This window comes from Bifidobacterium felsineum, assembly GCF_002802915.1.
Taxonomy (GTDB): domain Bacteria; phylum Actinomycetota; class Actinomycetes; order Actinomycetales; family Bifidobacteriaceae; genus Bifidobacterium; species Bifidobacterium felsineum.
The window spans coordinates 259,222-270,931 of record NZ_PEBJ01000001.1; the positions used below are offsets into that span (position 1 = coordinate 259,222).

Consider the following 11,710-nt stretch of genomic DNA (forward strand, 5'->3'; position numbering starts at 1 on the left):
CTACGCACTATTAGGGAGATATCCATGAAGAAGATGGGCAAAGTCGTTGCCGTCCTCGCCGGTCTGAGCATGATGCTCGCAGGCGCTGGCACGGCATACGCCGACGATACCGCCGGCACTGATACCACGCCGCAGACAACGCAGTCGCAGCAGGCCACTGCCAACGCGCAGGCACAGGCCGACGCCGCTCAGACGCAGGCTGACCAGAACGATCAGGCCACTAAGGATGCTGCCAAGACCCCGGCTCCGACTACCGCTGAGAAGCAGCAGACCAAGAAGACCACCAAGCAGGCTGCTCCGAAGGCTCAGGCCAAGGCCGCAGCCGCCGGCCCGGCCATCAGTAATGTCGAGGCTCCGTCCACTCCGCTGATGTATGGTGCGGATTATCAGAACGTCGATAAGTCCGCCGCGTTCAAGGTGACGCTGACCGGTCTGACTCCAGGCCAGCCGTACGGTGTGCTGTCGAGCATGAATAACTATGGCGACTTGCCCGCTTTGGGCGCTTCGGCCACAGCAAATAACTACTTCGATCCGGTATTCACTGCTTCTGCGGCAACCCAGACGGTAGATGTGTTCTATCGCGGTCTTCATAAGCCGTCGTCTACGGTGACGTTTGTTCTTATCTCGGGCGATACTATCAACGGCAGCGGTGACTACACGTCTCTGAACGGCACTGTGGTAGCCACCTTTGGCGGCGTGCAGGTGAAGGTCATTGATGTGGATGGGAAGACCCCGGTGACCCTCGACAGCCAGTCCGTGGAGGATGTCGGTGCACACACTGCTGGTCTCAAGGCCCATTACACCGTCGATTCGTCGCTGATTAACGAAGTGTCCAAGATTTGCTACTCCACCACGCTTGTTCGCATCTACACTGTAAGCGGCAAGTTCACTGAAAACTGGCAAGTTGGCTGGGGCCCCCGTGCTACTTGGGACTGCGTGACCAACGCCATTTCGGATGAGGATGATACAACCGGTGATGCTTACAAGGTGAGCAACATCGTGGCTCCGTATATCTCTACTCAGACTGTGATGGGCCAGTGGTTCAGCCGTGGTCACACGGACAAGGCCGAGGACCAGCCTAATAAGACCCTGCCTGCTTCCGGTGATATCGAATCCGTGATTCCTGGTCTGCTGGCAAACACCAAGTATGGCAACTGGGGCTTCACCGGCACTCCGGCTGATATGGAGCTGGTATACGACACCGCGAAGTCTGAGACGACCGCCAAGGATCCAGTTTCCATGATCTACTCCGGCATCGTGCTGACCTTCAAGGATGGCTCCCAGTTTGTTCCAACCGCGGACTCCAACGCAGCAGCTATGAAGGATTTGCCGCAGGACTTCACCACCAAGGCCGCCGCGAACGGCCCGGTTGCTTCCGAGCAGCTGACCGACACCAACAAGAATGGTGTTGTTGCCGATAACAACGGCAAGGCCACGGCCGGCTTCACCTACCGCGTGTACGTGGATAGCCTCAAGGACACCGCCGCTTGCAAGACCGCCATCGCCTCTGGCCAATACTGCTACTGGACCGGTTACATCTATTCCACGCCGAAGCAGCTGAACTCCGCTGATGGCAAGGCTTCCGCAGTCCGCGTGGATAAGGACGGCAAGGCTTACGTCGAATACCAGATTCCGTCCGATACCGTGAACGGCGACCACAAGATCGCCCTCTACGACAACGACGGCAACCTCCTCGGCTGGACCCCAGTGACCGTTGCCGCTGGCCAGAACAACAATAACCAGGGCAACACCGGTAACCAGAACAACAGCGGTTCCAATAACCAGAACAATTCTGGCAACAACCAGAACACCAACAAGCCGACCGACAACAAGAAGCCGGCTGCCAACACCAATAAGAACAACACTGCCAACAAGAATCAGCAGAAGCTGAGCAACACCGGCAGCAGTGTTCTGGTGATTGCATTCTTCGCAGTCGCACTGCTGGTCGCTGGCGCTAGCGTGGTGATTTACCGCCGTCATCAGGCCTGATTGCTGACTCATTGATCCAGTAATCAGCGGCTTATCGCCAATAATCACGAGGGTCTCTTCCATCGGGGAGAGACCCTCGTCTGATATGCGCTGTAGTACCGACCGGTAGTACCGTAGCGAAAGGATGCGAAGCTGTTATCGCGGCAAGTCTTGCGGTAACATGCCCCGCGATACACTGGAACGTATGAAGATTTCCGCTGATTTCACGGTGGTGCCTGACGATTTCGCCAAGGCGGCCGCGCCCGAATATCGGGCGGGCGGCGTCCCGGTCATCTCCTTCCCGTTCTACGTGGACGAGGTGAACCCGGAAGCCCGCTATCTGCATTGGACATTCACCGACCCTGATTCCATTCCGGTCTGTGGTTTCGAATGGATTCATTGGACCGTGGCGAACCTGCCTATCGACGCATTGATGTTCGACTTCAATGACTCGCATGCGCTCGCCATTCCGCCGGACTTCTCCCGCCAGATGCCGGCCATGATTCCCGAAGCCGTGCAGGGCCGCAATTCTTCCGCCTCCAAGTTCGTGGGGCGCGATAATGACCCGGCCGTGATCATGCGCTACAACGGCCCGCAGCCGCCGGACAAGGATCACGACTACTACCTGCATGTCTGGGCCACCAAGGAACCGCTGCCCGGCCTCAATCAGGGATTCTGGATGAACGAACTGCTGCACAAGCTGCGCGAATGCGGCGAAGCTCCCGATCAGGGCGGCATGTTCGTCACCGGCAAAGCGTGATTCAGTAACACAAGAAAGGACACATAGGCAATATGGCCTGCACCACCATTCTGGTAGGCAAGGATGCGAGCTACGATGGCTCCACCATCATCGCTCGCAACGAGGATTCCTCAAACGGCGAATTCAATCCGAAGCGCTTCATCGTGGTAAAGCCTGAGGAGCAGCCTCGCGAATACAAATCGGTCATCTCCCATCTGACCATCAATCTGCCGGACGATCCGCTGCAATACACCGCAGTGCCGAACGCCGACCTCAAGGAAGGCATTTGGGGCGAAGCTGGCGTGAACGAGGCGAACGTGGCCATGAGCGCCACCGAAACCCTGACCACCAACGAGCGCGTGCTCGGTGCCGATCCGTTCGTGGAATACACTCCGGCCAAGGGCGATGAGCCCGAAGTACCCGGCGGCATCGGCGAAGAGGACTTCCTGACCATCGTGCTGCCGTACGTCAAGACCGCACGCGAAGGCGTGCAGCGTCTCGGCGCGCTGCTCGAGGAATACGGCACCTACGAGATGAACGGTGTCGCCTTCTCCGACGTCAACGAGATCTGGTGGCTGGAAACCGTGGGCGGTCATCACTGGATTGCCAAGCGAGTGCCGGATGAGGCTTACGTGACCATGCCGAACCAGCTGGGCATCGATGAATTCGATCTGGCCGACGCTCTGGGCGATCAGGAAGACCACATGTGCTCCGCCGATCTGGCCGAGTTCATCGAAGCCAACCATTTGGATCTGGCCGTGGAGAACACCACGCCGTTCAACCCGCGTGACGCCTTCGGCTCCCACTCCGATTCCGACCACGTCTACAACACCCCGCGCGCATGGTCCATGCAGCGTTTCCTCAACCCGTATGACGAGGTCTGGGATGGCCCGGACGCCGACCACAAGCCGGAATCCAACGACATCCCGTGGGCCCGCCAGCCTGAGCGCAAGGTGACCATCGAGGACATCAAGTACGTGCTGAGCTCCCATTATCAGGGCACTCCGTACGATCCGTACGGGCAGCTTGGCGATGAGCGCACCCGCCACATGTATCGCCCGATCGGCATCAACCGCCAGAGCCAGCTTTCGGTGATGCAGATTCGCCCGTACCGTCCGCAGGCTTCCCGTGCCGTGCAGTGGATCGCCTACGGCTCCAACCCGTTCAACACGCTGGTGCCGTTCTTCCCGAACGTGGACACTACGCCTGCCTACCTCGAAGACACCACCACCCGCGTGACCTCCGAGAACTTCTACTGGGTCAACCGCATCATCGCCGCCCTGTGCGATGGCGCCTTCCGCTCCACCTCCAACGCCATCGAACGTTACCAGGAGAAGACCGGTGCGATGGGTCACCGTCTGGTTGCCGCCACCGATGAGCAGGTGGCTCGCCTGGGCCTGACTGCCGCCGAGGAAGCCGCACAGTCGGCTGCCGAAGAGGAGTTTGAAGCCGATAACGTGGACGGCGATGTGCAGCCGATGATTCCGGACGAGATCGTCGAAGCCACCCGCAACGCCGAGGTGCGCGGCATTCTGGCCGCCGCCAACCAGACCATGGCTGACCAGCTCAAGGAAGAAACCGATAAGCTGCTCGACTCCGTGCTCTACACCCGCAGCATGGAGATGAAGAACGGCTTCCACATGTCCGATTTCTGATCGTAATAATCCGCATTAGATTTCAATAGAAAGGCCTATCAATGACCACTATCGAAGACTTCACCAGCCAGTACGGTCTGGTCAAGAAGATTGACGCATTCGGCTACATGAAGTACCTGGCCGAAAACCCGGACGCCCCGCGCAAGCACGGCAAGGTGGTGCTCGTCACCGCCGATACGCCGCTCAAGGCATCCCGTGGCGAAGGCAAGACCACCACCACCATCGCGCTGATCGACGCCCTGAACAAGCGCGGCATCGACGCAACCGCAGTGCTGCGCCAGCCAAGCATGGGCATCACCGCAGCCGGTTCCAAGGGTGGTGCCTCCGGTGGCGGCAAGGCTTCCCTGACCCATCCGGAGCTCATCGACTGGGGTCTGTGCGGTGAGATGGGTGCTATCGAAGCCGCCCAGAACCTGATCGTCTCCTTCGCCGAGAAGGCTGTGGATGAGGGCAAGCTGGACGACATCCTCGTGCCGCGTGTCTCCGAAGTGCCGAGCCGCTCCCTGCGTTCCATCGCCGTGGATTACGGCAAGGGCAACGTCAAGGAGAAGATGGTGCTCACCCCGACCTGCGAGCTCATGCAGATCGTGGTGCTCTCCCGCTCCATGGAGGAGATCGCCGACCGCGTCTCCAAGATGATCGCCGGCACCAAGGATGGCAAGGCCGTGACTTTCGGCGAATTCGTGGACCTGTGGCGCATCACCGGCATTCTGTCCGATGCCGTCAAGCCCGCGCTGACTGAGACCGTGAACGGTTCCCCGGTGTACGTGCACGGTGGTCCGTTCGCCAACGTGTCCATCGGTATCCCGACCCTGATCGCCGTGGAAATGGCTTGCGCCCTGCACGATGTGGTCATCGTTGAGGCCGGCTACGGCACTGACGCTGGCGCCCAGAAGTGGCTGGACATCGCATGCCGCGAGTATGGCGCTCAGTGGCCGTCCGCCGCCATCGTGGTGACCCGCGCCTCCACCTGGCGCGATGACGAGGAGCTCGCATGGCGCTACCCGTTCCACGTCGACCGTCTGGAGCAGCTGGATATTCCGGCATTCCCGCTCATCAACCTGTGGGAAGGCGAGGACGACCAGATTCCGGCACTGCGCGAAACCGCCGCAAAGCTGGAGTTCCGCGACCCGATTATCGGCAACCTGTACCGCGATGGCGGCGATGGCCTCGCCGACCAGATCGACGCTTTCGTGGACGTGCTGTCCAACGGCTCCATGCCGCCGGCCCAGCACAGCCACAAGGGCATGCCGATCATCGACAACGCCAAGTGGGTTGCCGAGCACGCTTACGGTGTGCCGGCTGAGCGTGTGTTGCTCAAGGACGGCTTCCTGGATTCCCTGGCTGAAGCCAACGAGCTGTGCCAGTCCGCCGGCATCTCGCTGGACGATTTGGCCTTCGTGGCCGTCAAGTCCCCGGCCACGATGACCGACAACGATCGTGCACCGGAAGAGGAGCGCACTGTGACCTTGAAGAAGGTCGAAGTGCACGCCGGCGCCGGCCTGGCTCACGTCAACCTGACCACGAGCCTGACCACCCCGATGCCGAAGATCGTGTGACGAAGAGCCCAGTGGGCTCTTCGTAGCAGCGAGCAGCGATAGCGTCGCGAGCGTCGCAGAGACAAAACAGCGAAAGCCCGCCTTTATGGCGGGCTTTCTCATGTTGAGTGGTGTTTCCCCTCAGTCGGCTTTGCTGACAGCTCCCTCATCAGTAGTGGTGGCAATCAGAAATTGCCGCCATTCCAGCCCCAGTCGGTGGTGGCGGTGTAGCGGATGTACGTGCGGTCCTCAGGAATGCCCAACGTGGAGTTCAACGCGGCCATGATGGACTCGGTCAGCTTCTCCCAGGAGGAGCTCGGCACGGAACGGCCGAACACGTTGACCTCAACGTAGGCGGCCGGCTTATCGTCGGAGCCGCCGAAGTAAATCGGCATATTGTCTTCGAACGGGCACATCAGCCAACCCTCGGACTTGCCGGGCACAGCGGTGATGGCCTTGCCGTAGGCGGCTTTCAGTGCCTCGCGCTGCTCGGGAGTGGTGGAGACGGAAACGTGAGTGTGAATAACGGGCATGGATTCCTCCTTATGGAATGACGCACTGGAATGGCGTACACCTGCCAGTGTAGTAATCCACAAGGCCTGAAATGAGGAGATTATTCGCCAGAACAGCCGAAATGCCGCCCGGCAGTCAGCCCAATAGTGTTGAATACCCACTGTGAGAAAACTGATTGCACAGCTTATGAAGTTCGGCATTGTGGGCGTTATCGCCTTCATCATTGACTGGGGCATCCTGAACCTTCTGGTCGGTGTATTCCACATGCACAATGTGATTGCCGCAACCATCTCCTTCATCATCTCTCTGATTTTCAATTATCTGGCGAGCATGAAATTCGTGTTCAAGCACCGCGACGATATGGCCCGTTGGATGGAGATTGTGATCTTCGTGGGCGCCGCAATCATCGGTCTGTTCATGAATGACGCAATTATCTGGATTTCCACTTATGGCATGAACCGTGACGCGTTCGTCTCGCAGCATGCCGAGTATCTGCTCCGCACGAACATCGGCAAGCTGGTGGCCACCGCGGTGGTGATGGTGTGGAACTTCCTGATTCGTAAGTGGTTGCTTGACGATACGCACACCAATGCGATGAACCGTTTGAAGTCCAAGGAGAACCGCCTCACCGCTGAAGAGCTGGAAGCCAAATGGCAGAGCAGCTTCTCCCATAAGCTCGGCGTCTGGTCCATCGAGCACACGCCCAAAGGCTGGCCGAAGTAACGGTCGCGGAGTACGGGACGCAACTGCAATAGCGGACATTATGCAATTGAGTCCCACAAGGTAACGGGACGTCACTGCATAATCACCATTATTGCGGTTGCGTCCCGTTCTTTATTGCCGTAAAACCTTGGAATTCCGCCATTTCTTATTTTCCGAGGCTAAGCGTCGTGGGGGATGCAACTGCGATAATGACCTTTGTGCAGTTGCATCCCCCGCTATTCGTATGTCTTTGGCCCTTTCACACGGTGACTTCGGTGAGTGTGGGTTGCTCGGTGGAGCCCTTGATCTGCTTGAAGCCGACGAGTGCAATCACCAGTGAGGCGATAGCCAAAGTGGTGACCACCATAAAGCCGCCGTGCGAACCCATGCGGTCGATGAACTGGCCGGCGATGGCGGAGCCGGCAGAGGAGCCGATGGAGTTCATCGCGCCCATCCAAGCCATGCCTTCAGTCAGTCGAGACGGCGGCACCAGATGCAGCATCAGCTGGTTACCGTTGATCCACGTGGGTGCCTGGCATACGCCGATGAACAGATAGATGATCATAATCACCCACAGGTGCTTGGCGAACATGAACGTGCCGATGCCGAGGTTTACCACAGCCAAGCAGAAGTAGAAGCGCTTCCACAGCGGAATCGCCCAGTTCTTCGCGCCATACACCAGCGCGCCCATCAGCGAGCTGATGGAGAAGCATGCGAACACAAAGCCGGTGTACTGCTTCATGTTCGACTCGGTGGCGAACGCGATGATCGAAATACCCGCGGCCGACTGGAATGCGCCTAAGCCAAACCAGGTCACACATACGGCGATCAGGCCCGGCCCCCAGATGGAAGCCTTCTTGCCACTGCGGGCCTCAGCCACGGCCACATCGATGGCCTTTTGGATTTGAGCCTCATCAGTGACGCCTTCGCGCTCCAAGCGGTGACGGGTCTCCTCGGCGGCGGTCTCCACCTTCAATGCCTCGGCGCGGGCGGCCTCGCGCTCGCGGTATTCCTTACGGGTGATGCCTTCCGCGCGAGCCAGAGCGGACTGCGACGGCGGCTCGGTGGTGAGCTCGGTCAGGAACATCAGCGCACCCACCACCACGCATACACCGGTGAACGAGAACGCCAGCAGACCGGAAATCACGGCCAGTGTGGAGGCCAGCGGATTGCCGACCACCCACATGCACTCGTCCAGCACGCCGCACAGCGAAAGCGCGCGATTCGTGCGCTCATGATCACCTTTCAGAATCTTGGTCCAACGCGCGCGGCTCATTGCGCCCCACGGCGGAATCGCAGCCAGGAACGGCGTAAGTGCATACAGCACCCATTCAGGTGCACGGTTGGTGATGGAGGTGGTCAGGGCAATCGCGGCCACGATCCACACGATGATGGTTGGAATCGAAACCTGGCGCTGACCGAACTTATCGGTCAGCTTGCCGAGCAGTGGGGTCGCAACAGCCAGTGCGATCGCCTGAATGGCCGTCAACATGCCTGCCAGCGAGTAATTGCCGTAGTAATGCTGCACGGAAATCGTGATGGTCATACCCACCATCGGGAACGGCATACAAGCGAGCACGCCGCCGATTGAATAGCGTGCGGTATGCGGAATGCGCAGCAACTCAGCGTATCCGCCAAAAACCTTGTGGGTTACTTCCTTGATGGCGGCCGTAACGGTGTTCGTATTGGACATAACAGCACTACGCTCCTTTCCGCTCCCGATTGGATGTCCCTCGCTGCCCGTGGCGTTGGGTGGCGAAGCCCTCATCGAATGATGTGTTGTCCATGGTCGCGCAAAGTTTGCGTGGATTGAACTGGCTTGCACGAGTGATGGCCGCTGCCTTTGCCGCGCCATTCGTGGACCGAACCCCAGCCCGCATATTTGCGTCACGCGCTACTCTATGCGGTGACCTCGATTGACACGCGGTAATTTACGATAGTTATTCATCAAGTTCACTTGTGCTGTGCCGGCTCCTGCTTCACTAAGATTGATTCTGATTTGTGATTGTTCGTAAAGGAGAGCCTGATGACCGCCACCACCATCCATTTCGTTCGCCATGGCAAGGTCTACAACCCCGATCATCTGCTCTATGAGCGTCTTCCCGATTTCCATCTGTCCGATGTAGGCCGTCGGATGGCTGAAGCCACGGCGTCCTATCTGGCCAATAATCCGCAAACCAATACGATTTCCGCTGTGTATTCCTCGCCGCTCGATCGCACGCGCGAGACCGCAGGTGCGATTCTCGAAGCGCTCAATGGTGTGCGTGAGGCCCGTGGTGAAGCGCCGCTCAAGCTCACCACCGACGAGCGCGTGATCGAAGCCGGCAACGAATTCCGTGGCAAGCGTATAGGCCACGGCGAAGGCGCACTGTGGAAGAATGGCAACTGGAAGCTGGTGCTGAACCTCTACAAGCCCAGTTGGGGCGAGTCATACCAGCATATCGCTGCCCGCATGGATGCGTTCGCGCGAGAAAAGGTGGCCCAGCACCCCGGCCAGCAGATCGTGGTGGTCAGCCATGAATCACCGATTTGGTCTTACCGTCACTACTTGGAGACCGGTCACCCGGAGCATTGGATGTTCCTGCGCAAAACCGCGCTCGCATCTGTGACCTCCGTGACCTATGACAATGAGACGGGCCGTGTGATGTCCATCACGTATGTGGATCCGGCTGCGGACGTGAAGTAGCTGCGCACTACAATCAATCACAGAACATGCCGGCCCACTGAAGGGCGAAAGCATTGAAGCAAAGGAGCACTGTAATGACCGTTGACCTGAATCGTGATGCTATCGCGCGTGTGGCTGAGTTGCCGGAAGTCACCAAGGCTGCTGAAACGGGTGCCGCGTTGATTGCGCTCTGGCCGCTGACCGAAGCCATGCACATGGATAACGACGTCAAATACGGAGAGAACCTGCAGGTTCGCGTCACTCGTGCGTTCGCCCGCATTCTGACCGGCGAAGACGTGACCGTGCCGGACGCCGAATTCGTCTATGAGGGCGCCGATGTAATTCCAGGCCGCCCACAGGAGATCGTGGATGCGTTGCTCGATGCCAACGACGCGTACGAGACGATGGGGGAATACGCGCAGTCCGGTGATGCTTCGCTGATTCATGCCGCCGCCGAGGCGCTTGGTGTGCAATGGCCGGAGGCTACCGATGCCGCTGTCAGACAGACGGTCGCCTCGGTCGAAGCCGAGGTTGACAAGGCGAAGGGCGAGGATGCGGCTGGGCTGAGCGGTTCCGCCGCCGACGTGGCCTCTCGGTTCGCTCTTGCGCTCGCCGTGTGTGATGCATTGCTGGGCAGCGTCGCTGCAGGCGCTGACCCTAGCGAAAGCGATCGCGAGGTGGCGAAGCAGTCCCTGCCGGTGCTGTTGTATGTCAATGAACTGCGCGAGCAGTACGCCATTCCGCGTATCTTCCTGACCGATGAGCAGATTGCGGAGCTGATTGATTTGCGTGCCAAAGCTTCCGATACGTTGACCGCGACCGCACAGTTCGTGGCGCCGTTGGCCGCGGCCGAGTGGAACAAGCATCATGACGATGTGCTCTGGGATCCCGCCGAGGCCAAGAAGAAGGCCAAGGAGGAAGACGAAAAGCGCAACAAGGAGGCGCTCGCCGCCAAGTTCGCGCACGTCAAGAACGACAACAAGGAAACCGTGGAGCTATAGCGGCGTTTGTTGCTTTCGCCTCGTCCGGCAAATGATCACGTTCGAGACGCTGCCCGGAACTCCAGGGGAGTTACACCGAATCGCTTCTTGAAGGCCGCGCAGAAGGCGCTGGTGGAGGAGAAGCCGCATTCGGCGCAGATCTCCTTTAATGTGGCCTCGCCGGTCAGGAGCAGGTATTTCGCCGCATGCATGCGCGCGTTGACGATGTACGTGTGCGGCGTGTAGCCGGTGACCTGCTTGAAGACGCGAATGTAATAGTATTCGCTCATCAGTGCCATCGCGGCCAGTTGGGCGACCGGAAGCGGTTCACTCAGATGCGCGGCGATATATGCGAGCGTCTCCTCGATGGCATGCTGGTTATATGGTGTGCCGGCCCGTTCGGCGTCTTCGCCGGCGGTCAGGCATTCGGTGAGAATCTCGGTGATGGCCAGATTCATGCGCGCTTCGCTCATCTTGCGTTCCTCGGCGAACGTGTCATAGATCATGCGGAATCGGCTGATGGCATATGTGGCGCGCTTCAAAGCGATGACATTGCCGAGCTCAGTATGGATGGCCTCAAAATAATCATGTGCAAGTCGCCCGTCGAAATGCATCCACAGCAGCGTGCAGTCCGTTTCGGCCTGCGCTTGGTAGACGTTCGGATTGTGGCAATCGAGCAACACCAGGTCGCCGGTATGAGCCACCGAACGTTGCCCATTCACGGTGAAGGTAAACGTGCCGCTGTAGACGGCCATCAGAATGAAACTGTCGAACGAACTGCGGTTGAGCCAATAGCCTTTGAGATAGCGATACAGGCCGATGCGCGTGGGGTAGAGGAACATGCGCAGGGCATTGCGGCTGGGCACGTACACGAAATAATGCGAAACCGCCGTGTCAACATGATGCTCAACCGGTGTCATAGTTACCTCATATCAAAAAATTGTTCTGAT

10 protein-coding genes are annotated in these 11,710 nt (G+C 58.9%); 7 read left to right on the plus strand and 3 right to left on the minus strand.

Features of this window, described 5'->3' with window-relative positions; translation table 11 throughout:
- The first annotated feature begins 24 nt into the window (after positions 1-24).
- From CSQ86_RS09775 to CSQ86_RS00970, 4 genes are all read left to right on the plus strand, one after another.
- Positions 25-1,989 carry a hypothetical protein gene (locus CSQ86_RS09775; RefSeq protein ID WP_165773691.1) on the plus strand — a complete coding sequence of 655 codons (1,965 nt, stop codon included), beginning with the start codon at positions 25-27 and terminating at the stop codon, positions 1,987-1,989.
- 184 nt (positions 1,990-2,173) lie between these two features.
- Positions 2,174-2,728 carry a YbhB/YbcL family Raf kinase inhibitor-like protein gene (locus tag CSQ86_RS00960; protein ID WP_033890810.1) on the plus strand — a complete coding sequence of 185 codons (555 nt, stop codon included), beginning with the start codon at positions 2,174-2,176 and terminating at the stop codon, positions 2,726-2,728.
- Between the two features lie 32 nt (positions 2,729-2,760).
- Positions 2,761-4,362 carry a C69 family dipeptidase gene (locus tag CSQ86_RS00965; protein WP_100493290.1) on the plus strand — a complete coding sequence of 534 codons (1,602 nt, stop codon included), beginning with the start codon at positions 2,761-2,763 and terminating at the stop codon, positions 4,360-4,362.
- A gap of 41 nt (positions 4,363-4,403) precedes the next feature.
- Positions 4,404-5,921 carry a formate--tetrahydrofolate ligase gene (locus tag CSQ86_RS00970; protein ID WP_100493291.1) on the plus strand — a complete coding sequence of 506 codons (1,518 nt, stop codon included), beginning with the start codon at positions 4,404-4,406 and terminating at the stop codon, positions 5,919-5,921.
- Positions 5,922-6,085: 164 nt separating this feature from the next.
- Here CSQ86_RS00970 and CSQ86_RS00975 read toward each other — a convergent pair whose 3' ends face one another.
- Complete coding sequence (locus CSQ86_RS00975; protein ID WP_100493292.1) at positions 6,086-6,433, minus strand: phenylpyruvate tautomerase MIF-related protein; 348 nt, start codon at positions 6,431-6,433, stop codon at positions 6,086-6,088.
- A 166-nt stretch (positions 6,434-6,599) separates the two neighbouring features.
- On the opposite strand from CSQ86_RS00975, the gene CSQ86_RS00980 reads away from it, so the two are divergent.
- Positions 6,600-7,136, plus strand: a complete 537-nt coding sequence (locus tag CSQ86_RS00980; RefSeq protein WP_100493293.1) for a GtrA family protein — start codon at positions 6,600-6,602, stop codon at positions 7,134-7,136.
- 238 nt (positions 7,137-7,374) lie between these two features.
- Here CSQ86_RS00980 and CSQ86_RS00985 read toward each other — a convergent pair whose 3' ends face one another.
- Entirely contained in the window at positions 7,375-8,808 is a 1,434-nt protein-coding gene (locus CSQ86_RS00985) for an MFS transporter (RefSeq protein WP_100493294.1), read from the minus strand.
- A 333-nt stretch (positions 8,809-9,141) separates the two neighbouring features.
- Between CSQ86_RS00985 and CSQ86_RS00990 the strand changes: the two genes are divergently transcribed.
- Together CSQ86_RS00990 and CSQ86_RS00995 are read left to right on the plus strand one after the other, a co-directional pair.
- A complete protein-coding gene (locus tag CSQ86_RS00990) occupies positions 9,142-9,801 on the plus strand; it encodes a histidine phosphatase family protein (RefSeq protein WP_100493295.1) in 660 nt (219 codons plus the stop codon).
- A gap of 74 nt (positions 9,802-9,875) precedes the next feature.
- Positions 9,876-10,781: a hypothetical protein gene (locus tag CSQ86_RS00995; RefSeq protein ID WP_100493296.1), complete on the plus strand. Its 906-nt coding sequence runs from the start codon at positions 9,876-9,878 to the stop codon at positions 10,779-10,781.
- 35 nt (positions 10,782-10,816) lie between these two features.
- Here CSQ86_RS00995 and CSQ86_RS01000 read toward each other — a convergent pair whose 3' ends face one another.
- Positions 10,817-11,680, minus strand: coding sequence for an AraC family transcriptional regulator (locus CSQ86_RS01000; RefSeq protein WP_100493297.1), 864 nt, complete (start codon positions 11,678-11,680; stop codon positions 10,817-10,819).
- Positions 11,681-11,710 lie beyond the last annotated feature (30 nt).

What these genes read in the sequence shown, in the direction of transcription:
- CSQ86_RS00975 (WP_100493292.1), bottom strand. Translation starts at nt 6,433, where the DNA reads ATGCCCGTTATTCACACTCACGTTTCCGTCTCCACCACTCCCGAGCAG.
- CSQ86_RS00970 (WP_100493291.1), top strand. Translation starts at nt 4,404, where the DNA reads ATGACCACTATCGAAGACTTCACCAGCCAGTACGGTCTGGTCAAGAAG.
- CSQ86_RS09775 (WP_165773691.1), top strand. Translation starts at nt 25, where the DNA reads ATGAAGAAGATGGGCAAAGTCGTTGCCGTCCTCGCCGGTCTGAGCATG.
- CSQ86_RS00960 (WP_033890810.1), top strand. Translation starts at nt 2,174, where the DNA reads ATGAAGATTTCCGCTGATTTCACGGTGGTGCCTGACGATTTCGCCAAG.
- CSQ86_RS00965 (WP_100493290.1), top strand. Translation starts at nt 2,761, where the DNA reads ATGGCCTGCACCACCATTCTGGTAGGCAAGGATGCGAGCTACGATGGC.
- CSQ86_RS00995 (WP_100493296.1), top strand. Translation starts at nt 9,876, where the DNA reads ATGACCGTTGACCTGAATCGTGATGCTATCGCGCGTGTGGCTGAGTTG.
- CSQ86_RS00985 (WP_100493294.1), bottom strand. Translation starts at nt 8,808, where the DNA reads ATGTCCAATACGAACACCGTTACGGCCGCCATCAAGGAAGTAACCCAC.
- CSQ86_RS01000 (WP_100493297.1), bottom strand. Translation starts at nt 11,680, where the DNA reads ATGACACCGGTTGAGCATCATGTTGACACGGCGGTTTCGCATTATTTC.
- CSQ86_RS00980 (WP_100493293.1), top strand. Translation starts at nt 6,600, where the DNA reads ATGAAGTTCGGCATTGTGGGCGTTATCGCCTTCATCATTGACTGGGGC.
- CSQ86_RS00990 (WP_100493295.1), top strand. Translation starts at nt 9,142, where the DNA reads ATGACCGCCACCACCATCCATTTCGTTCGCCATGGCAAGGTCTACAAC.